Origin of the sequence: Streptomyces soli (genome assembly GCF_003999195.1) — a bacterium.
In the GTDB taxonomy this organism is placed as follows: domain Bacteria; phylum Actinomycetota; class Actinomycetes; order Streptomycetales; family Streptomycetaceae; genus Actinacidiphila; species Actinacidiphila soli.
Genome location: NZ_RJVR01000232.1, coordinates 49,736 through 71,528 on the forward strand (window position 1 = coordinate 49,736; position 21,793 = coordinate 71,528).

20 protein-coding genes and 2 pseudogenes are annotated in these 21,793 nt (G+C 70.5%); 7 read left to right on the forward strand and 15 right to left on the reverse strand.

The genetic code is table 11. The features are described from left to right. Positions 1-313: 313 nt before the first annotated feature. Together EFK10_RS23275 and EFK10_RS23280 are read left to right on the forward strand one after the other, a co-directional pair. Positions 314-913, forward strand: a complete 600-nt coding sequence (locus EFK10_RS23275; protein WP_127357585.1) for a YceI family protein — start codon at positions 314-316, stop codon at positions 911-913. A gap of 34 nt (positions 914-947) precedes the next feature. Then, positions 948-1,673, forward strand: a complete 726-nt coding sequence (locus EFK10_RS23280; protein ID WP_240677414.1) for a rhomboid-like protein — start codon at positions 948-950, stop codon at positions 1,671-1,673. Here EFK10_RS23280 and EFK10_RS23285 read toward each other — a convergent pair. The 9 genes from EFK10_RS23285 to EFK10_RS23325 all read right to left on the reverse strand — a co-directional run bounded on the left by EFK10_RS23285 (position 1,609) and on the right by EFK10_RS23325 (position 11,182). Beyond that, on the reverse strand, positions 1,609-2,424 hold the full coding sequence (locus EFK10_RS23285; protein ID WP_127357586.1) for an HAD family hydrolase: 816 nt from the start codon (positions 2,422-2,424) through the stop codon (positions 1,609-1,611). The genes EFK10_RS23280 and EFK10_RS23285 overlap by 65 nt on opposite strands. After that, positions 2,421-3,698, reverse strand: coding sequence for a serine--tRNA ligase (gene serS / locus EFK10_RS23290; RefSeq protein WP_127357587.1), 1,278 nt, complete (start codon positions 3,696-3,698; stop codon positions 2,421-2,423). Before serS ends, EFK10_RS23285 begins: the two co-directional genes overlap by 4 nt. Before the next feature lie 553 nt (positions 3,699-4,251). Then, the gene (gene pheA, locus EFK10_RS23295) at positions 4,252-5,181 is read right to left on the reverse strand and encodes a prephenate dehydratase (protein WP_127357588.1); all 930 of its coding nucleotides are present in this window, start codon (positions 5,179-5,181) and stop codon (positions 4,252-4,254) included. A 26-nt stretch (positions 5,182-5,207) separates the two neighbouring features. Next, the gene (gene efeB / locus EFK10_RS23300; protein WP_127357589.1) at positions 5,208-6,443 is read right to left on the reverse strand and encodes an iron uptake transporter deferrochelatase/peroxidase subunit; all 1,236 of its coding nucleotides are present in this window, start codon (positions 6,441-6,443) and stop codon (positions 5,208-5,210) included. Beyond that, positions 6,443-8,335 (reverse strand): copper resistance CopC/CopD family protein, encoded by a 1,893-nt coding sequence (locus EFK10_RS23305; RefSeq protein ID WP_127357590.1) that lies wholly within the window; start codon positions 8,333-8,335, stop codon positions 6,443-6,445. The genes efeB and EFK10_RS23305 overlap by 1 nt, the downstream gene beginning before the upstream one ends. Before the next feature lie 13 nt (positions 8,336-8,348). Further along, the gene (locus EFK10_RS23310) at positions 8,349-8,813 is read right to left on the reverse strand and encodes a copper chaperone PCu(A)C (RefSeq protein WP_127357591.1); all 465 of its coding nucleotides are present in this window, start codon (positions 8,811-8,813) and stop codon (positions 8,349-8,351) included. Further along, the gene (locus tag EFK10_RS23315) at positions 8,810-9,460 is read right to left on the reverse strand and encodes an SCO family protein (protein WP_127357592.1); all 651 of its coding nucleotides are present in this window, start codon (positions 9,458-9,460) and stop codon (positions 8,810-8,812) included. Before EFK10_RS23315 ends, EFK10_RS23310 begins: the two co-directional genes overlap by 4 nt. Positions 9,461-9,547: 87 nt before the next feature. After that, entirely contained in the window at positions 9,548-10,309 is a 762-nt protein-coding gene (locus EFK10_RS23320) for a YcnI family copper-binding membrane protein (RefSeq protein ID WP_127357593.1), read from the reverse strand. Between the two features lie 111 nt (positions 10,310-10,420). Beyond that, positions 10,421-11,182 (reverse strand): hypothetical protein, encoded by a 762-nt coding sequence (locus EFK10_RS23325; RefSeq protein WP_127357594.1) that lies wholly within the window; start codon positions 11,180-11,182, stop codon positions 10,421-10,423. Between the two features lie 215 nt (positions 11,183-11,397). Here EFK10_RS23325 and EFK10_RS23330 point away from each other — a divergent pair, with 215 nt between their 5' ends. Then, the gene (locus tag EFK10_RS23330; protein ID WP_127357595.1) at positions 11,398-11,856 is read left to right on the forward strand and encodes an ATP-binding protein; all 459 of its coding nucleotides are present in this window, start codon (positions 11,398-11,400) and stop codon (positions 11,854-11,856) included. A gap of 134 nt (positions 11,857-11,990) precedes the next feature. On the opposite strand, the gene EFK10_RS23340 is transcribed toward EFK10_RS23330, so the two are convergent. After that, the gene (locus EFK10_RS23340; protein WP_127357596.1) at positions 11,991-12,764 is read right to left on the reverse strand and encodes a hypothetical protein; all 774 of its coding nucleotides are present in this window, start codon (positions 12,762-12,764) and stop codon (positions 11,991-11,993) included. A gap of 208 nt (positions 12,765-12,972) precedes the next feature. Between EFK10_RS23340 and EFK10_RS23345 the strand changes: the two are divergent. Then, a pseudogene (locus tag EFK10_RS23345) lies at positions 12,973-13,774 on the forward strand (nucleotidyltransferase). Here the strand turns inward: EFK10_RS23345 and EFK10_RS23350 are convergent. After that, entirely contained in the window at positions 13,764-15,245 is a 1,482-nt protein-coding gene (locus EFK10_RS23350; protein WP_240677416.1) for an aminopeptidase P family protein, read from the reverse strand. The pseudogene EFK10_RS23345 and the gene EFK10_RS23350 overlap by 11 nt on opposite strands. 94 nt (positions 15,246-15,339) lie before the next feature. Beyond that, positions 15,340-16,713 (reverse strand): PP2C family protein-serine/threonine phosphatase, encoded by a 1,374-nt coding sequence (locus tag EFK10_RS23355; RefSeq protein WP_127357598.1) that lies wholly within the window; start codon positions 16,711-16,713, stop codon positions 15,340-15,342. A gap of 601 nt (positions 16,714-17,314) precedes the next feature. On the opposite strand from EFK10_RS23355, the gene EFK10_RS23360 reads away from it, so the two are divergent. After that, on the forward strand, positions 17,315-18,001 hold the full coding sequence (locus EFK10_RS23360) for a bifunctional DNA primase/polymerase (RefSeq protein ID WP_127357599.1): 687 nt from the start codon (positions 17,315-17,317) through the stop codon (positions 17,999-18,001). 93 nt (positions 18,002-18,094) lie between these two features. Continuing rightward, entirely contained in the window at positions 18,095-18,610 is a 516-nt protein-coding gene (locus EFK10_RS23365; protein WP_240677415.1) for a hypothetical protein, read from the forward strand. A gap of 235 nt (positions 18,611-18,845) precedes the next feature. Here the strand turns inward: EFK10_RS23365 and EFK10_RS23370 are convergent, their stop codons facing one another. The 3 genes from EFK10_RS23370 to EFK10_RS23380 all read right to left on the reverse strand — a co-directional run bounded on the left by EFK10_RS23370 (position 18,846) and on the right by EFK10_RS23380 (position 21,434). Further along, complete coding sequence (locus EFK10_RS23370; RefSeq protein WP_127357600.1) at positions 18,846-19,817, reverse strand: DUF5926 family protein; 972 nt, start codon at positions 19,815-19,817, stop codon at positions 18,846-18,848. A 91-nt stretch (positions 19,818-19,908) separates the two neighbouring features. Then, the gene (locus tag EFK10_RS23375; RefSeq protein ID WP_127357601.1) at positions 19,909-20,451 is read right to left on the reverse strand and encodes an ATP-binding protein; all 543 of its coding nucleotides are present in this window, start codon (positions 20,449-20,451) and stop codon (positions 19,909-19,911) included. A 143-nt stretch (positions 20,452-20,594) separates the two neighbouring features. Continuing rightward, entirely contained in the window at positions 20,595-21,434 is an 840-nt protein-coding gene (locus EFK10_RS23380; protein ID WP_127357602.1) for a glycerophosphodiester phosphodiesterase, read from the reverse strand. A 164-nt stretch (positions 21,435-21,598) separates the two neighbouring features. Between EFK10_RS23380 and EFK10_RS23385 the strand changes: the two are divergent. Continuing rightward, positions 21,599-21,793, forward strand: a pseudogene (locus EFK10_RS23385) (protease); the annotation flags it as partial.

Below are 21,793 nucleotides of genomic sequence, written 5' to 3' on the forward strand. Positions count from 1 at the left end.
ACGGTGTAGCGAAGTTTGAATTGTCACATTTGCGTGTATGTCTGAGCCTCCCCTGGTCTTCGCCGCCGGCCTGTTCCTCGTCGCCCTCGGCTTGCTGCTTGCCGTGCTCACCCCCCGGGCGGTTGAGGGTGCTGCGACTGTGGCTTCCGGCCCGCCGCCCGCCTGCCGCCGCCCGCCAGAGGGCGACTGCTCCGGTGCGTGCGGTCGTCTGATCATCCAATCCCACCCGGCCTACTACTTGAACCCTCAATGGAATAGCGCTACGGTCGAAGAAGTTGAAAGCCGTACCAACTAGTCCTCAGGAGAGTTCATCATGGGTCTGTTCAACCGCAAGTCCGACACCGACACCGACACGGTCACCGCCGGCCCCGACCTGGCGCACCTCACCGGTGACTACACGATTGACACGACCCACAGCGAGATCGGGTTCTCCGTCCGGCACGCCATGGTGACCACCGTGCGCGGCCAGTTCGCCGAGTACGACGGCAAGCTGCACCTTGACGGCGGCAACCCGTCCGCCTCCTCCGCCGAGGTCACGATCAAGGTTGTGAGCATCGACACCAACCAGGAGCAGCGCGACGGCCACCTGCGCACCGGCGACTTCTTCGATGCCGAGACGCACTCGGAGATCACCTTCCGCAGCACCTCCGCCGAGCGGGTCGACGAGGAGACGTACCGCCTCGCCGGTGACCTGACGATCAAGGGCATCAGCAAGCCCGTGACCATCGACTTCACCTTCAACGGTGCCGCCAAGGACCTCTACGGCAACGAGCGCGTCGGCTTCGAGGGCTCCACCACGATCAACCGCACCGACTGGGGCCTGACCTACAACGCAGCCCTGGAGACCGGTGGCGTCCTGATCGGCGAGAAGGTCAAGCTCAACTTCGACATCTCCGCAGTCAAGGTCGCCTGAGCAGTCCGAATCGCCATGCCCGAAAATAGGGTCAATGGCAGCCGACGAAAGCACCACGCAGCGCCGCCGCGTCACGCTCCACCTCAGTGACGCGGCGCGCTTCGTCGTATCCCGGGCCGTGCCCTGGGTGCGCTCCACCCCCGGCACCCACCTCTGGCTGCTGATCCTGGCCGTCAACAGCGGCATCCTCGCCGTCGTCTCGCCGGAACTCCGCGAATTCCTGCTGCACCACAACAGCACCAACCTCGTGGAGCTGCGGGCCCACCCCGTACGCGTCCTGATCGTCAGCGCCCTGTGGATAGAGTCGCCGTCGGGCTTCGCGCTCTACTTCCTCTTCTACGAGGTCATCCACGCCCCCGCCGAACGCTGGCTCGGCACCGGCCGCTGGCTTGCCGTGGTCGCCACCGCACACGTCGGCGCGACCCTCATCAGCCAGCGGGCCGTTCTGATGGGCATCAGCTACAACCGACTGCCCAGATCCCTGGCCTACACCGTCGACATCGGCGTCAGCTACGGCCTCGTCGGCATCGTCGGCGTCCTCACCTACTACCTGCCCCGGCGGCCCCGGCCGCTGCGCTGGCTGTACGCCGCCGCCGCCATCGGCTTCTTCGGGTATCCCCTGCTGGGCAGTGGCCGTACCTTCACCGACCTCGGGCACTTCTCCTCCCTGCTGATCGGCTTCGTGTGCTACGCGCTCACGCCCCCGGGAAGAGTCCTTCGAGCACCGCGGCGACTCCGTCCTCGTCGTTGGAGGCCGTGACCTCGTCGGCGACGGCCTTCAGTTCCGTATGGGCGTTGGCCATGGCCACGCCGTACGCAGCCCAATCCAGCATCGGGAGGTCATTGGGCATGTCGCCGAAGGCGATGGTGTCGGCGGCCCGCAGCCCCAGCCGCCGGGCGGCCAGCGACAGACCGGTGGCCTTGGTCAGGCCCAGTGGGAGCAGTTCGACGATGCCGATGCCCGACACCACGACGCCGACCAGGTCACCGGCGGCGGCGCGCGCCATGGCGGCGAGTTCGTCATCGCCGATCGACGGGTCCGGGTGCTGGACGAAGATCTTGGCCAGCGGCTCGGCCCACAGCTCGTCCCGGCTGGTCATCTGCCCGTCGATGGGCTTGTCCCAGGCGAGCTCGAAGCCCGGCCCGACCAGGTAGCCGCCGTCCAGCCCGTCCCGTACGAAACCGAGCGACAGCTTGCCGGTCTCGGCCTCGATCTTGGCCATTGCGAGCTGCGCCGTCTGCCGGTCGAGGGTGACCGAGGTCAGCAGCCGGTGCTCACCCGCGTGGTAGACCTCCGAGCCCTGGCCGCAGACGGCCAGGCCCTCGTAACCGAGGTCGTCGAGGATGTGCTTGGTACGGGATGCCGGGCGCCCGGTGACGACGATGTGCGCGGCGCCCGCCGCGGTGGCCGCGGCGAGCGCCCTGCGGGTCCGTCCGGAAACCTGGTGGTGGCTGTTGAGCAGCGTTCCGTCGAGGTCGGTCGCGATCAGCTGGTACGGAAGAGCGCTCACTTGGCGACCGGCTCCAGGACCTCGCGCCCGCCGAGGTAGGGCCTCAGCACCTCGGGGACGAGGACGGAACCGTCGGCCTGCTGGTGGTTCTCCAGCAGCGCGACGATCGTGCGCGGTACCGCGCACAGCGTGCCGTTGAGCGTGGCGAGGGGGCGGGTGCCCTTCTCGTCGCGCATCCGGATCGACAGCCGCCGGGCCTGGAACTCATTGCAGTTGGACGCCGAGGTCAGCTCGCGGTACTTGCCCTGCGTGGGGATCCAGGCCTCGCAGTCGAACTTCCGAGAGGCGGACGCGCCGAGGTCGCCGGTGGCCACGTCGATCACCTGGAAGGGCAGGCCGAGCGAGGTCAGCCACTGCTTCTCCCAATCCAGCAGGCGCTGGTGCTCGGCCTCGGCGTCCTCGGGCGCGATGTACGAGAACATCTCGACCTTGTCGAACTGGTGCACCCGGAAGATGCCCCGGGTGTCCTTGCCGTACGTACCCGCCTCGCGGCGGAAGCAGGGGGAGAAGCCGGCGTAGCGCACCGGCAGCTTGGCGGCGTCGAGGATCTCGTCCATGTGGTAGGCGGCGAGCGGGACCTCGGAGGTGCCGACCAGGTAGTAGTCGTCCTTCTCCAGGTGGTACACGTTCTCCGCGGCCTGGCCGAGGAAGCCGGTGCCCTCCATGGCACGCGGGCGGACCAGCGCGGGGGTCAGCATCGGGATGAAGCCGGCGGCGGTGGCCTGCGCGATGGCCGCGTTGACCAGGGCCAGTTCCAGCAAGGCGCCGATGCCGGTCAGGTAGTAGAAGCGCGAGCCGGAGACCTTGGCGCCGCGCTCCACGTCGATCGCGGCGAGCAGCTCGCCCAGCTCCAGGTGGTCCTTGGGCTCGAAGCCCTCGGCGGCGAAGTCGCGCGGGGTGCCGATGGTCTCCAGGACGGTGAAGTCCTCCTCGCCGCCGACGGGCACGTCGGGGTGGACCACATTGCCGAGCTGGAGGAGAAGGCGCTGGGCTTCTTCCGCTGCCTCGTTCTGCTCGGCGTCGGCGGCCTTGACGGCGGCGGACAGCTCGCCGGCCCTCTTCAGAAGCTCGGCCTTCTCATCGCCCTGGGCCTTGGGGATGAGCTTGCCGAGTGCCTTCTGCTCGGCGCGCAGTTCGTCGAAGCGGTGACTGGACGACCTGCGACGTTCGTCGGCGGAGAGCAGGGCGTCGACGAGCGCGACATCCTCTCCACGGGCGCGCTGGGAGGCGCGCACACGGTCGGGGTCCTCACGAAGCAGGCGAAGGTCAATCACGAGGACAGGCTACCGGTGCGGCGGCCTTCCACGCGACAAGTTAAGCGCTTTATGGGGCATTTTGTCCGATTCGGAGAAAAGGGGAGGGAAAAGCGATAACGGCCGCAAAGTGGCCGCCAACCGAATTCCGTGTGTCCCTCGTGTGGATGCACTGGCCTTGTGGACAACGGGAGTTGAGCAGGTCCGGGGGGTTGAGTTATCCACAGGGCCGAGTGGGGATATCCCCGTTGTCCACAGGTTGTGCGTGCGAACTGTGGAAGACGGAGTTGATCATTCCGGGGGCTGAGTGCTCGGCTACGGATTCCCGGTTCAAACCCGTCTCACACTCCCCTTCGAGTGATATCTCTTCCCTCTACCGAGTTGTTCGAAGGGATGGGGCTGACGAACGGGTGGTCAGGGGTGACGTGCGCCACTGTGGACGGAGTTGATACCCCTGTACCGATTTGTCGACTAGGTCGGACTGTCCTGTCGACTTATCCCCAGGTAGTCCTCAGCCCCTGTGGATAACTTCGTGGATAACTCGAGAACGGCTCAGGCGCGGCTTCGGGACGGCTCAGGCGCGCCCGTCGAGCGCCCGGCCCAGCCAGTCCGAGGCCGCAGTGAACTCCTCGTCCGTTGTCCCCTTGCGCACCTTCGGGCGGACCTCGTCCGCCCGCGGGTACGACCCCAGGAAGCGCACCTTCGGGCAGATCCGCTTCAGCCCCATCAGCGCCTCGCCCACCCGGCGGTCGGTGATGTGACCCTCAGCGTCGATCGAGAAGCAGTACTGCCCGATGCCCTCGCCCGTCGGCCGCGACTCGATCCGGATCAGGTTCACACCGCGTACGGCGAATTCCTGCAGCAGCTCCAGCAGCGCGCCCGGGTGGTCGTCCCCCAGCCAGAACACCGCCGACGTCTTGTCCGCCCCCGTCGGCGCGACCGGCCGCGCCGGGCGGCCGACCAGGACGAAGCGGGTCTGCGCGTTCGCCGCGTCGTGGATCTCGGTGACCAGCGGCTCCAGCCCGTACGTCGGCGCCGCGAACTCGCCCGCGAACGCCCCGTCGAAACGGCCCTCCTGCACCAGCCGGGCACCGTCGGCGTTCGACGCGGCCGACTCCCACACGGCGTCCGGCAGATGAGCCGCCAGCCAGTTACGGACCTGCGGCTGGGCGACAGGATGCCCGGTCACCGTCTTCACGTCCGACATCTTCGTTCCGGGACGTACCAGCAGCGCGAAGGCGATCGGAAGGACCACCTCGCGGTAGATGCTGAGCGGCGCGCCCGTGGCCAGCTCGTCGAGGGTCGCCGTCACGCCGCCCTCGACCGAGTTCTCGATCGGCACCAGCGCGGCCGCCGCCTCGCCGTTGCGGACCGCGTCCAGCGCGGCCGGCACCGAGACCATCGGCACCAGCTCCCGGGTCGCGGCCTCCGGGAGGGTCCGCAGCGCGGCCTCGGTGAAGGTGCCCTCTGGTCCGAGATAGGTGTAGCGGCTCGCCGGCGACATGCGTCCAGCCTAGCGGCTGCGCGCCCTCAGGCCTCCAGAAGGCGTTGGCCGACGTACTCGCCCTTGGCCGGGCCGCCCGGGACGGCGAAGAGGCCGCTGGATTCGTGGCTGAGGAAACGGGAAAGTCCGTCGCCGCGGTCGAGCTTGCGCTGGACCGGCACGAAGCCCGTGAGGGGATCCGCCTGCCAGCAGACGAAGAGCAGACCGGCGTCCGGGGCGCCGTCGTCCCGATAGCCGTCGTGGTACGAGAAGGGCCGCCGCAGCATGGCGGCCCCGCCGTTCGACTCGGGCTTGGCGACGCGGATGTGGGCGTCGCCGGCGATGGCGAGCGCGCCGTTCGTGAACTTGTCGAGGTCGACCGTGGTGGTCTCCGTACCGCCCTTACCGGCCGACAGGGGCGCGCCGTCGGACTTGCGCCGGCCTATGACCTTCTCCTGGCGGTCGAGGGGGAGGTTGTCCCAGGAGTCGAGCAGCATGCGGATGCGGCGTACGACCGCGTACGAGCCGCCGGCCATCCACTCGGGCGAGCCGGAGGAGGGGACGAAGATCCGCTCGTTGAAGGTGGCGTCGGTCTCCTTCGGATTGTTCGTGCCGTCGATCTGACCCATGAGGTTGCGGGCCGTACGCGGCTGCGCCGTGGCCCCGGGGGTGCGGTTGAAGCCGTTCATCTGCCAGCGGAGACGAGCGGCGTCGCCGGCCTCCTTCTGGAGGATGCGCAGGGCGTGGAAGGCGACGAGGCCGTCGTCGGAGCCGATCTGGATCCACAGCTCGCCGTTGCTGCGCTTCGCGTCGAGCGCGTCGGCGGAGAAGTCGGGGAGCGGTGCGAGCGCCTCCGGGAGCTGCTTGCTCAGGCCCGCCTTGGCGAAGAAAGTGCGGCCGAAGCCGAAGGTGACGGTCAGGGAGGACGGCCCGGCGTCGAGGGCGATCTGGTTGTCGCCGCTCGGCGCCCTGCCCGCCGTCATGGCCTCCGCCGCCGCCGACCAGCGGCGCAGCAGTGCGGCGGCGCCCTTGCGGTCCGTACCGGCGGCGAGGTCGAAGGCGACGAGGTGGCCGCGGGCCTGCAACGGGGTGGTGATGCCGGCCTGGTGCGTGCCGTGGAAGGGGACGGTGGCGGCGCCGACCGAGGCCAGCGCGGTGGGCTCGTCGCGCAGGGCCGACGCGGCGACGGCGCCGCTGGCGCTGCCCGCGACGAGTCCGGCGGCGCCGGCCGCACCCGCTGTGCCGAGGAGGCGGCGCCGCGAGATGGTGCTGTCGTTCGTCATCAGTTGATCTTCACTGTCTTCGTTTCGGTGATCTGGTCGATGTCGGAGGTGCGTACGGTCACGGCCATCAGCCACTGGCCGGGCATCGGCAGCTGGACGTTGGTCGAGGCCCAGTGGCCGGTGTCGATCTTTCCCAGCGTGACCGGCAGCGGGCCGATCTTCTTGGCGGTGAGGGTGAAGGTGACCTTCACCTCCGGCACATCGCGCGCGTTCCCGTCCGTGCCGATGATCAGCAGGTGCAGCTCGTTCTGCCCGGACGTCGCGGGGTCGAGCGTGACGTCCGCCGTCCCTTTGCCCTTCGGGCCGCCGGTGTCGAAGGGGAGCGTCACATCCAGCGGCTCCGGGGTCGTGGTGGCCGGTGCGGTCACCGTGCCGGCCGTGGCCGCCTCGGCGGCCGCCCGCCCCGGCTGCGTATTGGTCAGCACGGTCGTGACCGCCAGCACGGCGATCGCCACCACCACCTCGGCCAGGACGGACTTCCGCAGCCCCGTACGCTCCGGGTCGGCGTCCCGGGCCTTCTTGGCCCGGGTCCTGGCCAACGCGGCTTCCTGGCGGGCCAGTTGGTCCGCCCGTTCGCCGTCGCCCTCGGGGCGCGCGCCCACCGGCACCTTGGCGACAGCCGTTGTCGCCGTCGTCCGCTTGGCCTCGCCCAGGCGCGCGGTCCAGCGTCGCGAGAGCCAGGCCAGCTCCACGAGCAGTACGACCAGGCCGACCTTGACGCACAGCAGCTGCCCGTACGAGGTCGAGACCAGCGCGTTCCAGGAGCCGACCTGCCGCCAGGACTGGTAGACGCCCGTCGAGACCAGCGTCACGACCGCCCCGAAGCCGATCCGCGAGAAGCGCCGCACGGCCTCGCGCTCGATGCCCTGCGTGTCCTGCCCCTTGAACAGCGCCGTCAGCAGCGCCACCAGCCCGCCGAGCCACACCGCCATCGCCAGCAGATGCAGGACGTCGACCGGCATCGCGATCGAGGACTGAATCCCCACCGACGCGTGCTCCGACATCGCCCACGTCGCCGCCAGCCCGCCCGCCACGACCGTGCCGCCGATCGCCAGCCCCCACGCCAGGTCCTGCCGCTCGACCGGATCCTCGCGCTTCGTGTACGTACCGAACAGCACCGCGATGAACACCGCACCGGCGGCGAGCAGCAGCAGCCGGGACAGCAGCGCCGCCCCGGGCCGTGTGTCGAGCACGTCCCGTATGGCGCTGAGATCGAAGGCGTCGCCCAGGCCGCCGCCGTTCGCGTACGGCGCGCGTAGCATCAGCAGCGCGAGCGTCGCCGCCACCATCGCCGCCCAGCCGCCCACGACGAGCCGTCGCATCGGCGGCAGCGTCGCGCCGCGCGGCCAGCACACCCCGAGGAAGACGGCGGCGCCGACGAGCAGGGCGTAGCCCGCGTACGAGATGTAGCGCGCGATCCCGTAGAGGGTGCCGACCACGCCGCCGCCCGCCTCCGGCTGGGGGAGTGCGACGGTGGTCTTCGACGGCGCGCCGATGGAGAAGGTGAAGGCGCCCGCGACGGGGTGGCTGTCCGCCGACACCGCCTTCCAGGCGACGGTGTACGTGCCGTCCTTCAGGCCCGACCGCAGCGCGACGGCCGCCGTTTGGGCGCCGCCTGCGGCCGCGTGCGGTTTACCGGTGTCGGCGCGGCGGCCGTCCGGGCTCAGGACGCGGACGGAGTCGTCGGAGAGCAGTACGCCTTCGGAGAAGGTCAGCTCCACCTGCGTCGGCGCGGTTTTGACGACCGCGCCCTCACCGGGGGTGGTCTTGAGGAGAGCGGCATGCGCCGACGCCGGGGCGGCGGCGCCGATGATGACGGCGACCAGGGCGGCCAGGAGGACGAGCGCGCGCCGGACGGCCGTACGGCGGCTGCCCCCGTGGGCTTTTTGCATGGCTCTCCTCAGTTCAGTTGCCCGGGCGATAGCCGGCCGGCTCGACCGGCACCTGCACGTTTATCGCGTCGGCGCCGCGGAAGTGCAGTTGCAGCGGAACCTTTTCGCCGGCCAGCGGCTTGTGCTTCAGGTTCATCAGCATCAGGTGGTTCCGGCCGAGGCCGAGGACGAGCTTGCCGCCCGCCGGCACGGTGAAGGAGCCGACCGCGTGCATGCTGCTGTTCTTCGTCGTGTGCATGGTGATGTCGGCCGCGAAGCCGCTCGTCACCGAGGTGAGGGTCGCGTCCGCGCCCCCCGTGTTGGTCACGGTGAAGTAGCCGGCCGCCATGTCGGCCAGCGCGGGCTGCGGGATGTAGGCGCCGCTGACCTTCAGCTCGGGGCCCTTCGAGGCGCAGCCGGTGAGGACGAGAGCCAGCGCCGCCACCGCCGCCACCGCCGCCAGGGCCGCGAACGCGGCGAGCGACGCGCGGTGCCTCACGGGGTCTTCCCCTTGATGATGGTGGGCAGGTCATGCAGGAACTGGTCGGACGTCGTCCCCGACATGTACAACACGTGCGCCATGTCGTCCTTGGGCGAGTACGCGAGGACCTGGGCGCCGTGGGTGGACGTGATGGAGCCGTCCTTCTCCTTCACCGGCTTCTCGACGTCGATGCCGACCGACCGCGCGCCCGCCTGGATGGTGGTGAAGTCGCCGGTCAGGCCGACGAAGCTCTTGTCCTGCGCGTCGAGCCACTCGCCCAGCCGCTTGGGGGAGTCGCGGGCCGGGTCGGTGGTGATGAAGACGACCTGGAGCTTGGCCCGGTCGGCGGCGGAGAGCTTCGACTTGGCGATGGCGATGTCGCTCATCGTGGTCGGGCAGACGTCGGGGCAGTGCGTGTAGCCGAAGTAGATCAGCGTCGGCTTGCCCTTGGTCTCCTTGACCAGGTCGTACTTCTTGCCGGCTGTGTCCGTGAGGATCAGGTCCGGCTTCGGGAAGGGCGTGTCGACGACGGTGCCGGCCTCCTGCGACGCGGTGATGACGGCGGCCGGCTCGCCCGACGAGCTGTCGGACGAGGTGCCGCAGGCGGTGAGGCCGAGGGCGAGGGCGGCGAGCACCGCTCCCGTGGGCCAGTGACGTAGACGCATGAATCGATCCCCAGGAAGAGAGTTACGGGGCCGGGCGCGCCGGTCCGTACGTGTGCCGTACGGACCGGCGCGCGCCGGCCGGGCCGGTCAGGCCGACGGAGTGGTGCGGCGGCGTCCGGCCAGCACGCCGAAGCCGACGCCCAGGATGCCGATCACGATGCCGAGGATGCCCAGGATGCGGGCCGTGGAGTCCGTGTTGTCGGTGGCCGCGGTCTCGGTGTGGTCGGAGACGGGGGAGGCGGAGGCGGAGGCGGCGGACGTGGCCGAGGTGCTGTGGCCGTGGCTGTCCGACGCGGCGGCGGTCAGCTCCAGCGTGGGCGCCGGGTGCTCGGGTTCGGCCTGGCCGGCCTGCTGCTCCTCGATCCAGCGGACGACCTGCTTGTTGTCGTACGTCTGGAGGGTCTTGAAGACCAGCTGGTCCGCGTCCGCGGGCAGCGGGCCGATCGAGACCGGGAACTGCTGGAACTCACCCGGCTTGATCTGCCCGCCGCTCCAGGTGATGTTCGTGACGGCCTCGTTGACCGTCCCGTCGTCCGTCTTCAGCGGCGTCGTGAGCTTGCTCTTGGTGACCTTCACCGTCCAGCCGGCCACGGGCTGCGTGGCCACGGACGCGATGGGGTGATCGGTCGGCAGATTGACCTCGACCTTGATCGTCGAAGCGCTGTCGTCCTCGTTCGGGACCTTGAACGACACCGTGCTGTAGCTGTCCTTGGCGGCCGTTCCCGGCTGCACCGAGACATGGGCGAAGGCCGGTACGGCGGCGAGCAGGACGGCGGTCCCGGCGGCGCCCGCGACGACGATGGCGCGGCGGCCGGATGGGCGGTTCTTCAGGTTCTTCAGGCTCTTCATGGCTGCAGGTACTCCACAGTCAGTCAGTGGTGAATGAACGGGGGGATGATGGCGCGCACGGCCCACCACGGCCCCCTCCACCACTCGAACGTGAGGCGTGGAGACGCCGCGTCAGGCCGCGAGAGCCAGCGTCGGCGGCCCCCGCCGCGCCACGCTGTGCCGCAGTCGTACGGTGCGCGGCCGCCGCTGTCCCTCCGCGAAACGGGCCTGCCGCGGCATGGCGGCGGCCGGTGCGCCGACGCCTCCGGCCACCAGCACCCGTACGAGAGAGAACGCGTACCGCAGCGACCGGGCCGACAGCCGCACCAGCCGCCACAGCGCGGCCTCGCCGCCCCGCAACAGCCAGCCGGCGACCAGCGCGGCCAGCAGGTGTCCTATGACCATGGACAGCGAGTACGAGCCCATGGCGTCGGCGGTGCTGGTGTGAGCTGTGGTGCCCACGCCCGACATGCCGGACATGCCTGATACGTGCGACGGGTCGAGCCCGGCAGTTCGTACGACCCGCTCCGCCGTCGCAGGCGTCAGCCGCACGCCGTGGTTGTCGCACAGCAGCCGCCCGGCGAGCGTCATCAGCCCCGCACCCCGCGAGGCGGCGGCGGGCTGGGCGCACATCTCGCCGGCGTTGAAGAGCGCGTGCAGACCGAGCTGGCCCACCACCAGCCCCGCCGCGATGCCCGGCAGCGACCTCTCCCGCCCGGCCAGCGGCGCGGCGAACCCGAAGACCGCCAGCCAACCCGCCAGCAGCGGCCACCAGCCCACCACGTGGCCGGAGGCGAGCGTGTGCGCGGTCGCGGACAACGCGACGCAGACCGCGGTGAACACCGCGGCCCGCAGCAGTCGCATATCGGCGCCGGCGCGCACGGAGAGAGCCATGACGAGCCTTATCTTCTCACCGTCTTCTCACCCCGTGTACGGCAGGGCCCGGCTCGCGATAGGGTGCGCCGCGCGCGCCCAGCCGCCCCTTGTACACCCGTGCGCCGGGGTCCGGCATCCGCCGAATGAGCGGTATCACGTCAACAGGGCGATTGGCTCCGGCTCTTCGCGGCAATACGTAGGGGTATGTCGAGCCGCAGCCAGGAGGCTGGAGCATGAGCATCTGGTGGTCCCTCCATTTGCGGCGCGAGGCTGCGAGTGTTCCGCTCGCCCGACGTCTCCTTCTGGGGACCATGGAGACAGCGGGCGTTGATCCGGACATCTCCTATGACCTCTCCGTCGCCCTCACCGAAGCGTGCGCCAACGCGGTCGAGCACGCCGCCGAAGGCGAATACAGCGTCACCGCCCGCATCGACGGTGACCGCTGCCGCATCGAGGTCGCGGACTCCGGTCCCGGCTTCTCGTACGAGCAGCGCACCTTCGCCGCGCACCGGCGCGTCCGGCCCCTCTCGAAGAAGGACCAGGCGTCCACATCCGAGCACGGCCGCGGGCTTTTCCTCATCGAAGCGCTCGTGGATCACGTCCATTTCCACAACCGGCCCGGGCATGGTGCCGTCGTCAGTTTCGACAAGATCCTCAAGTGGCGTGACGACTCCCTGCTCAAGGCGTCATAGACCGACCCGCCCCCGGTTGCGCAGGGGGCGGGCCGGTTTTTGCCCAGCTGTCAGGCGTCAGGCGTCAGGCGTCAGGCGTCAGGCGTCAGGCGTCAGGCGTCAGGCGTCAGGCGTCAGGCGTCAGGCGTCAGGCGTCAGCTGTGCGTGTGCGAGCTGATGTGCGCCCGCAGGTCCTCGCCGAAGACCGCGAGCCGCTCACTCATGGCGCCCACCACCTGGTGCGTGGCGTCGAGCCGCCGGTCGATGCGCTCCACGCGCATGGAGATCCCGGCGATGACCGGCCCGAGCTCGCGCAGAGCGGACCCGACGTCGGGGAGGCACGATTCGACGTTCGTCACCCGCGCGTCAAGGCTGTCCAGACGTGAGCCGAGGCTGTCCAGGCGTGCGCCGATCGGACCTTCAAGGATTCGCTCGGCGGCCTTGGCGGCGGTGTCGGTGACGAGCTGTTCGAGCGAGACATAGCCCGCGGAAGATTGCGGTAGGCGTACCGCCGCTTCCTCGGCGTCAAGCAGGTACGTACGGACTTGCCGGGCGATGTCGCTGTCGCGCAGGAGCATGGCGACGTTGAGCACGGTCCGGCGCGTGAAGAGAGCCAGGTTGGACCTGGCCTGTGGATAACTTTCGGATACCCCTCCCTGATAGAGAGACAGGTTGTCTCCCTTAAAACGCTCCAGGTCAGCGCCACGCAGGACGACGAAGCCGTTGTTGGCGAGCTCGTCGCGATGACGCTGGATGAGCTTGTTGACGACGCGCTCGCCGACTTCGAAGTAGTCCGCGACGCCCTGCGTCGTCACGTGCACGCCGTCCGGCAGAACGGCCAGCGCCTTCACCTTGTCGAGGACCTCCGTGCGGCCCACGACGCTGTCGCGCAGTGCGCGCGACTCGATCAATGCGGTTTCCGGTGGCATGGGGATGCCTTCCCGTGTGGAATCGGTCGATGGCATTGCCCGTATCCAGGGCCAGGAGTGAGGGCTGCTCACGTATTCCACTCACTCTGCGACCGGGGGCTTTCTGTCAGCAGCCCGGCAATCCGCCACTTCACGCACTCTCGACGCCTCGAACTCCAGTTGCCCTCACGCATACGGGACAACGAGCCGATTAACGTACAGTCACGGCATGTTGATCGAGCGGGAAGGATCACTGAGCCGCGTCCCGGAGGCGTTCGGGCCGGTGGTGGAGGCAGCGCGGGAGCGGATCGCCGGGATGTTCGGCGACGGGCGGCTGCACAGCGCGTATCTGTACGGGAGCATCCCGCGCGGCACGGCGGTGCCCGGGGTGTCGGACCTGGACCTGCTGCTGGCGCTGCGCGCCGAGCCGACCGAGGCGGACCGGGCTGATGCCCGCGCGCTCGGGGCGGGCCTGGACGCGGACTTCGCGCAGGTCGACGGGGCCGGGGTGGTGCTGTCCAGCACGGAGACGTTGCTGAGCGAGCTGGAGCGCTACGACCTGGGCTGGTTCGTGGCCCTGCCTGTGCACACCGCTGCTCGGCGAGGACCTCGGCCGGAAGCTGCCAGGCTACGAGCCGACCTTGCTGCTGGCCCGTGAGACCAACGGCGACCTGGGCCAGAAGTTGCAGCCCTGGCGCGAGCGGGTGGCGGCCGCCACCACGGACGACGAGCGCAGGGCGCTGTGCCGATTCGTGTCGCGGAAGGTCGTACGGACCGGGTTCACGGTGGTGATGCCGCGGTGGGGTGGCTGGACCAGTGATCTGGCCGAGTCGGCGCAGGTGTTCGGGCGGTACTACCCGGAGCGGGCGGAGCAGATGCGGGCGGCGGCCCGGGTCGCGCGAACGCCGAGCGCGGATCGGGCCGCGCTCGGCGTTCTGCACATGCTGCTGGACGACCTCGTGCCGTGGCCGGCGGCGGAGTACACCGCCGCCGGCCACGGCACGAAGGCGGTCAGGCCCGTCAGCCCTTGAGGGCCGCCATCCAGCTCTCGACCTCGGAGGAGCGGCGGGGCAGGCCGGCCGAGAGGTTCCGGTTGCCGTTGGCGGTGACGAGGATGTCGTCCTCGATGCGGACGCCGATGCCCCGGTACTCCTCGGGGACCGTGAGGTCGTCGGCCTGGAAGTAGAGGCCGGGCTCTACGGTGAGGACCATGCCGGGCTCGAGGGTGCCGTTGACGTACGTCTCCGTGCGGGCGGCGGCGCAGTCGTGGACGTCGAGGCCGAGCATGTGGCCGGTGCCGTGGAGGGTCCAGCGGCGCTGCAGAGCCAGCTCCAGGACGCGGTCGACGGGGCCGTCGAGCAGGCCCCATTCGACGAGCTTCTCGGCCAGGACCCGCTGCGCGGCGTCGTGGAAGTCACGGAAGGCCGCGCCGGGCTTGACGGCCTCGATGCCGGCCTGCTGGGACTCGTAGACCGCGTCGTAGATCTTGCGCTGGATGTCGGTGAAGCGGCCGCTGATGGGCAGGGTGCGGGTGACGTCGGCGGTGTAGAGGCTGTGGGTCTCCACGCCGGCGTCCAGGAGCAGCAGCTCGCCGGAGCGCACGGGGCCGTCGTTGCGGACCCAGTGCAGGGTGCAGGCGTGGGGGCCGGCGGCACAGATGGAGCCGTAGCCGATGTCGTTGCCTTCGACGCGCGCTCGCAGGAAGAACGTTCCTTCGATGTAGCGCTCGGAGGTCGCCGCGGCCTTGTCCAGCACCTTGACGACGTCCTCGAAGCCGCGCGCGGTCGAGTCGACGGCCTTCTGCAGCTCCCCGATCTCCCACTCGTCCTTGACGAGCCGCAGCTCGGACAGGAACTCCTTCAGCTCGGCGTCCCGCTCTGCCGTCACCTTGTCGTGCAGGGCCGTCTCGATGCCGGCGTCGTAGCCGCGTACGACCCGGACCGGGCCGGTCGCCTCGCGCAGCTCGTCGGCTGCCTTGCGTACGTCCCTGCAGGGCAGCCCGAGCAGCTGCTCGCCCTCGGAGAGGCTGTTGCGGCGGCCGGTCCACAGCTCGCCCTGGCCGTCCAGCCAGAACTCGCCGTTCTCGCGGGAGGAGCGGGGCAGCAGGTAGGCGGTGGCGTCGTGGCCGCCGTCCGCACGGGGTTCCATGACCAGGACGGCGTCCTGGGTCTGGTCGCCGGTGAGGTGGACGTACTCGGTCGCGGCGCGGAAGGCGTACTCCGTGTCGTTGGCCCGCGTCTTCAGGTTGCCGGCCGGAATCACCAGGCGGTCCCCCGGGAAGCGGGCGGACAGCGCGGCGCGGCGCTTGGCGGCGTACGGGGCCTGCTCGACGGGCTGCAGGTCGTGCAGCTCGGTGTCGGCCCAGCCCGACTTCATCACTTCGGTGAGCTCGTCGGAGACGGCCGGGTACAGGCCGTTCTTCCGCTGCTTGATGGGCTCGTCACCTTCCGGGTTCTCGTCCCCAGCCCGGCGGTTGGGTGGGGGTCCCCCCGGCGAAGCCAGGGGGAGTGCCCCCAGGGCGCGGTCCTCGGCCACGTCATGCCTCCTCGTGTAGACCAGGACCATCGTAAGTCCGTACCGGGCGGCCTCCGGCCGGTCAGTCGAAGCGTGCCGCGAGCAGCACCACGTCTTCCGGGCTGTCCATCTCGTCCAGCCCGTCCGGGAGGACCGTGCGGAGCACATGGTCGACCAGCACCCCCGGGTCCTCCAGGGCGGTGCGCGGCGCGGAGGCCGCGGCGGCGTGGAGGCGGGCGAGGGCGCGGTCCATGGGTTCGCCGGTGCGATGCAGGAGGCCGTCGGTGTAGAGGAGCAGGGTCTCGCCGGGGCCGGCCTCGAACTCGGCACTGGGTGCCTCCCAGCAGGAGAGCATGCCGAGCGGCGCGGACAGCGAGGTCTCCAGGAATTCGACCCGCCGATCGCCCACCACGAGCGGCGGGCAGTGCCCGGCCCCGGCGAGCAGGACCTTGCGCAGCTCGGGCTCGGCGTAGCCGAAAAGCGCCGTCGCGGCCCGGGCCGGTTCGGTGAGCCTGAGCAGCAGCTCCAGGTCGGAGAGCACGGCGACCGGGTCCTCGCCCTCCATGACGGCGTACGCCCGCAGGCTCGCCCGCAGCCGCCCCATCGCGGCGACCGCGCTGGGCCCCGAGCCGGTGACTCCACCCACGGCGAGGCCGAGGGCGCCCTCCGGCAGCGGCAGGGCGTCGTACCAGTCGCCGCCACCGCGCGGCCCGGTGCGGTGCCGGGCGGCGAGTCGGACGCCGGGGACGCGGGGGAGTCGGGCGGGCAGCAGTTCGTCACGTAGCGTAGCGACGGTGATACGGGCCCGGGCCAGCTCCACCAGCCGGGCGAGGTGCTCGGTGGCGTACCGGCAGTAGAGCCCGGCGAGGTGCCGCTGGCGCTCGACCGGCTGGGCGGGCTCGTCGTAGAACCACACGGCGGAGCCGAGAGCGCCGGCCACCTCGGCGCTGAGGCGGAGCGAGTAGCTGGCGCCGAAGCCCAGGTGGGCGGCGACTTCGCGGTGCCGGGGGTCGAGTCCGGTCTCGTGCAGCAGGTCGGCGTGGATGATCTCGGCGGCGGGCGCGGCGACTTCCGCCGGCACCGTCTCGATCGTGCCGAGGTCGGCCCGGCCCAGCCCGAAACCGACGGTGGTGTCCGGGCCGAGCAGATCGGCCGGTTCGAGCATGGCCAGACCGCGCCGGGCGCCGAGCAGCGCCCCGCCGGCGCGCAGCAGTTCGCTCAGTGCGGCGTCCAGGGTGTCGGTCGCCGCGAGACGCTCCGTGAGCTCGTGGAGCGTCGTGAGATCCGAGATCCAGGAGGCCAACCGGTCCTGGACGGCCGCCAGTTGGTCGACCGGCCGGAAGTCCCCACGGCGTGGTTGCTGTTCGACCGTGGGTGCCGTGGGAGCGGGAGTGTGCGCCGATGTCGGAATGGATGGGTTGATTCCAGCCACTTTTGGAAGGCGCGCAGCTGTCATGGCCGTCGGCTTTCACGATCTTCGTCGGAGCGGACGCCCAGCTCCGCAGAGCAGCGCATTTCTGTCAATAGCATCGCAAACCCCTTGGTCATTCTGCGCCGCTATCAATGGATTCACTTGTACCGCCTGATGCGGGGCATGTCCAGGATTGCCCAGGTAGGCGGGCCGGTGTCGGAAACCGAATCCCGCGCTGTCACCCTCCGCACCTTGGCCGAAAAGAGACACCGGGTGCCACAATTGGGGGTCGACTGTCGGGGTTCGACAGCGCGTCATATCCACGACAGTGGGTACGTACGAGGTGGGAGCAGGCGGCCAGGAACCCGGCGCCCGGCTTGAGCGTCTTAAACCACGCAGGCCGAAACTCCCCCCACGGCGGGGTGTTCGCAAGGCGCACAGCTCAGCGGGACTACACAGAGCAATCGCAAGCAAGTGCCACATGCAAGGCAAAACGCCATGCCGGCGCCACCCCCCGCCATGTTCCACGCTCGGCTTGAGACGTGATGCGCTGCCTCGTAAGCGGTGTGCTCCAGGTTACGTTGTGTAATGGGCAGATCCCTGGCTCCCTGAGCTCCCCTAGCGCTAACGGAAAGGACGAGCGCAGATGCGCGAGATCCTCGGAAGGCGACGCAAGAGCAGTCCGGAGCTGCTGACCGCGGCCCTCCTCTGCGCCGAGCAGTGGCGATGGCCCGTCGTGCCCGGTGCGGGCCCCGACCCGCGCGGCGGCCGGCGCAACCCGGCGGAATTCGACTGTGCCTGCCTGCGCCCGGACTGTCCGGTGCCAGGTGCGCATCCCCATGATCCCGGCCTGCTCGGGGCGACCTGCGATCCGCGTATGGTGCGCTGGTGGTGGACTGCGCGCCCCGAAATGCCACTGGTGCTTGCCACCGGCGATCGCGTCTCGGCGGTGAGCCTTCCGGTCGCCGCCGGCCGGCGGTCGCTGGAGGTCTTCGACAAGCTCGGCGTCCGGCTCGGCCCGGTGGTGGCGAGCCCCACGCGGATGGCGCTGCTCGTCGCCCCGTACGCGCTGGAGCAGCTCGGCGAACTCCTCGACCGCCAGGAGTGGGTGCCCACCTCGCTCCGCTATCACGGGGAGGGCGGTTACGTGGTGCTGCCGCCGTCGCCCGTGGGGCCCGGGCAGGCGAGCTGGGTCCGGCCGCCGGTCGTCGATGCGGCGGCGGATGCCGGGGCCGGGGCGGGCGCGCCGTGGCTGCCGGACATCGGGGTCGTCATCAACACCCTGGTGCAGGCGGGCACGACCGAGCCCGACGGGACGCGGCTCACGTATTGAGGGTCACTCTTTCGGGTTGGAGCAGGGGGTCGTCGTCCGGCGAACGCCGCGCGGCCCCCTGATCAGCCCTGTTTCTGCCGCTATGTTCGGCCCATGAGCCGGATGGAGCGTGCCTCGAACCTGCGCCTGATCGCCCTCGCGAGTGTGGTCGCGATCTTCGCACTGATTCCGCTGGCCGCCGCCACCGCCGGCCCGCCCAGCGGAAGGGCACGCGGCCTTCTGGACCGGCTTCCCCTACTGGGCACGGAGGAGCCCTCCGATGAGCCCGCCCCCGAGCCCGACGACACCCGGCAGACCGCCTCCTGCGGCCCCCAGCTCGCCTCGCCCGATGGCCTGCGGGCGCAGACCTGCACCATCGGCGAGGACGGCGATACCTGGGCGCGTACGTACTACCGCAATGCGACCGGGCACCAACTCAGCGGCGTACTCACGCTGATGCGGCCCGACGGGCGGACGGTGCAGGTGGACTGCCTCATCGCGGCGGAGCAGCGGGCGGGAAGCTGCGAGACGCCGCGCGAGCGCACGGTTCCTGAGGCCTACGCGGCAGTTGCGGAGATCGCGACGAAGGATGCGGACCGGCTGCTGCTGCGAGCGGGATCCGGGCACTGAAGGTGCGCTGGAGGGCCACCTACGGCCACTTACGGGCCGGAAAGTTGAACGTCCGGTCGCTGGCGACGGGGGATGCACCAGCGACCGGACTGTTTAAACGGTAACAAGTTTTCTCTCGTACGCAAATTCGTACGCCTGACTCCGGCGACGGCTACGGCCCTTAACTACTGGACCGTAGCCGGAGTTGTGACCAGGATCACGTACGGCCGGGCTCGGCTCGTGCTCGGGCGCGGGCTCAGCTGAGGGTGATCTGGCGGTTGGTGAAGCCGCTGCGGGCCCGCCGCTCGTCGGCGTTGAGCGGTGCGTCGGAGGCCAGCGCCTCGGCCAGCCGCTCGGCGAACTCGGCGGCCGGCTTCTCCACCTCGTCCGCCGTCACTCCGACCGGCAGGTCCCACACCGGCACCAGCAGCCCGTGCGCCCTGAACGAGCCGATCAGGCGGGTGCCTTCACCCAGCGAGGACGTACCGGCGGCGTGCAGCCGGGCCAGCGCGTCGAGCAACTGCTCCTCCGGGTGCGGCATGACCCAGCGCAGGTGGTTCTTCTCCGGCGTCTCGCACCAGTACGCCGCGTCCACCCCCGTCAGCCGTACGGTCGGGATCGCGGCCGCGTTCGCCCGCTCCAGGGACGCGGCCACCTCGCCGGTCACGTCCTCCGCGTTCTCCAGCCAGAACTCGAAGCCGGTGTGCACGACGGGCTCGAACGGCGCGCCGGGGTCCAGCAGATCCTGCAGCCTCGGCCCGTCCGCCGCCGGCCGCTCCCCGTCCACCGGAGAGCCCGGCTCGGCGGCCAGCGCGCGCTGCAGCGTGTCGGCGAGGTCCCGGCTGATGTCACCCGAGGCCGTGTCGTTCTGCAGCCCGAGCAACACCGCACCGGTGTCCCGGCGCAGCCCCGGCCAGGCCATCGGCAGTACGGTCGCCAGCGTCACGGACGGAACGCCTTCCGGCAGCCCGCCCCTCAGGGTCAGCTCGACGGTCGCGGCCGGCACCAGCTCGCGCAGCGCCACCCAGTCGCATTCACCGGCCAGGCCCTCGAACGGCCGCCGCACCAGCTCCGTCACCGCGTGCGCCGCCTCCCGGCCATGGCACGCCTTGTACCGCCGCCCCGAACCGCACGGGCACGGCTCGCGCGCCCCGACGACCGGGATCTCCCCGTCGCTGATCTGCGGGGCACTGGCCTTGGACGTCTTCGTCGGGCGCTTTTTCGCCATGGCTCGATCTCTCCCGGTAACGGCTGTGTTCCAGCCAGAGCCTAGCGGTCGGCGGCCTGCGGAAGGTCCGACGCACGTCTTACGGGAGGTCTTACGGAAGGTCTTCGAAGGGATCGGCGAAGTCGATGGGCACCTCGACACGCGGTGCGAGGTCATCCCGCCGGGCATGCCTCCCGCGTACCGGCAGCTGCGCCCACACCGTCACCTCGCCCGGCGCGTCCCGCACACCCCACCGCAGGGACAGGCTTCGTACGATCCCGAGTCCGCGCCCGCCGCGCGCTGTGAGCGACGGGCTGGCCGGAAGTGGGCGGGTCGGGCCGCCGCCGTCCGTGACCTCGACCGTGAGCAGTCCGTCCTCATCGATCCGCCAGGCGGCGCGGATACCGCGGCCGTCCCTGTCACGGTCCCCGTCCCGCCTGCCGTCCGGATCCGCGCCGAGCGCCCGCGCGTGCCGGCACGAGTTGCTGAGCAGCTCGGACAGGATCAGCACCGCGTCGTCGGTCACCGTGTCCGGAACCCCATGCGAGAAGAGCTCCTTGCGCAGTCTCCGCCGCGCTTCAGCGACGCCCGTCGGACCATGGGGCAGGGCCATGGTCGAGGACGTCGGCACCTCTTGGGCCACCACCAACGCCACCCCCGAGACCTCCTTCACCCCACGCCAGGGGATGGATGCCCTCCTGGCCTGGACCGGAAACCGGCCAACTGCGATCTCTTGGGGCACTCGGACCGATCGAACACCGTGCGAACGCGCCGGTGCACTCCGTGTAAATCTTCGGCTCACCGGCCGAGCTGGGACAGCACCTGCTTGGGGCGGTTGGTGATGATGGCGTCCACCCCGAGCCGTACGCACAGCTCGACGTCCTCCGGCTCGTTCACCGTCCACACGTGCACCCGGTGCCCGGCCCGCTGCAGCCGCGCCACGTAGCCGGGGTTGGCGCGCAGGATACGGATGCTGGGCCCGGCGATCCGCACGCCGGCCGGCAGCCGGCCGTCACGGTGCCTGGGCAGCACGTACTGCATGAGGAAGACCGTGGGCAGACCGGGCGCCGCCAGCCGCACCCTGCGCAGCGAGCGCGACGAGAAGCTCATCACACGCACCGGGGACGGCTCGCCGGGCGCCGGCTTGGCCAGCCCGAAGCGGTCGAGGAGCTCCAGCAGCCGGTCCTCGACCTGGCCCGCCCAGCGGGTGGGGTGCTTGGTCTCGATGGCCAGTTCAATGCGCCGATCGGTGTCCGCGATCAGCTGCAGCAGCCGCTCCAGGGTCAGTACGCGGCTCAGATCCTCGGGATCGACGTCGAAGCGGTCCGGTGCCTCCGCGTCCGTGTGCTGCCCCTTCCACGAGCCGAAGTCGAGCGCGGCGAGATCCGCCAGCTCCATAGCGGAGACGGCGCCCCGGCCGTTGGACGTACGGTTGACCCGCCGGTCGTGTACGCAGACCAGCGTGCCGTCGGCGGTCAGCCGGATGTCGCATTCGAGGGCGTCGGCGCCGTCCTCGATGGCCTTGCGGTACGCGGCGAGCGTATGTTCCGGGACATCCTCCGACGCCCCCCGGTGAGCGACGACCTGGATCGGATTCCCACCTGGGACGGCATCCCGGCCCGCACGCGCATAAGTCACCCGGCTATCGTGCCACCGCGGAGCGGTCCAGCCGGTCCGCCGGGTGTTTACGGCGGTCTGACGCCCGGTGGGAAAAGCTGTGTCCAGCCTGGCGGTTGCACTGAAAATAGTGAGCCGTCACACACCCGCGTCCTTCCCGCGTCCTGATTTTGAGGAGAACAGCTGTGAGCACCGAGAACGAGGTCGGCCCGGCTCCGGCTGCACCGGCGTCCGCGCCGACGCCGGAGCCGTCCGTGCCGCCCGTGCCGGAGGCGGAGCCGAAGACGGCCCAGCTGCCCACCGTGCCGCCGGCTCCTCCCGCCGCCCCGCCGGCCGTTCCGGCCCAGGCGCCCGCTGTGGCGCACGCGGGGCCGCCCTCC

Excerpts from the sequence above, each read along its gene's own strand:
- EFK10_RS23275 (WP_127357585.1), top strand. The coding sequence starts at position 314 with ATGGGTCTGTTCAACCGCAAGTCCGACACCGACACCGACACGGTCACC.
- EFK10_RS23280 (WP_240677414.1), top strand. The coding sequence starts at position 948 with ATGGCAGCCGACGAAAGCACCACGCAGCGCCGCCGCGTCACGCTCCAC.
- pheA (WP_127357588.1), bottom strand. The coding sequence starts at position 5,181 with ATGTCGCCGGCGAGCCGCTACACCTATCTCGGACCAGAGGGCACCTTC.
- efeB (WP_127357589.1), bottom strand. The coding sequence starts at position 6,443 with ATGACGAACGACAGCACCATCTCGCGGCGCCGCCTCCTCGGCACAGCG.
- EFK10_RS23305 (WP_127357590.1), bottom strand. The coding sequence starts at position 8,335 with ATGCAAAAAGCCCACGGGGGCAGCCGCCGTACGGCCGTCCGGCGCGCG.
- EFK10_RS23315 (WP_127357592.1), bottom strand. The coding sequence starts at position 9,460 with ATGCGTCTACGTCACTGGCCCACGGGAGCGGTGCTCGCCGCCCTCGCC.
- EFK10_RS23320 (WP_127357593.1), bottom strand. The coding sequence starts at position 10,309 with ATGAAGAGCCTGAAGAACCTGAAGAACCGCCCATCCGGCCGCCGCGCC.
- EFK10_RS23325 (WP_127357594.1), bottom strand. The coding sequence starts at position 11,182 with ATGGCTCTCTCCGTGCGCGCCGGCGCCGATATGCGACTGCTGCGGGCC.
- EFK10_RS23330 (WP_127357595.1), top strand. The coding sequence starts at position 11,398 with ATGAGCATCTGGTGGTCCCTCCATTTGCGGCGCGAGGCTGCGAGTGTT.
- EFK10_RS23340 (WP_127357596.1), bottom strand. The coding sequence starts at position 12,764 with ATGCCACCGGAAACCGCATTGATCGAGTCGCGCGCACTGCGCGACAGC.
- EFK10_RS23355 (WP_127357598.1), bottom strand. The coding sequence starts at position 16,713 with ATGACAGCTGCGCGCCTTCCAAAAGTGGCTGGAATCAACCCATCCATT.
- EFK10_RS23360 (WP_127357599.1), top strand. The coding sequence starts at position 17,315 with ATGCGCGAGATCCTCGGAAGGCGACGCAAGAGCAGTCCGGAGCTGCTG.
- EFK10_RS23365 (WP_240677415.1), top strand. The coding sequence starts at position 18,095 with ATGAGCCGGATGGAGCGTGCCTCGAACCTGCGCCTGATCGCCCTCGCG.
- EFK10_RS23370 (WP_127357600.1), bottom strand. The coding sequence starts at position 19,817 with ATGGCGAAAAAGCGCCCGACGAAGACGTCCAAGGCCAGTGCCCCGCAG.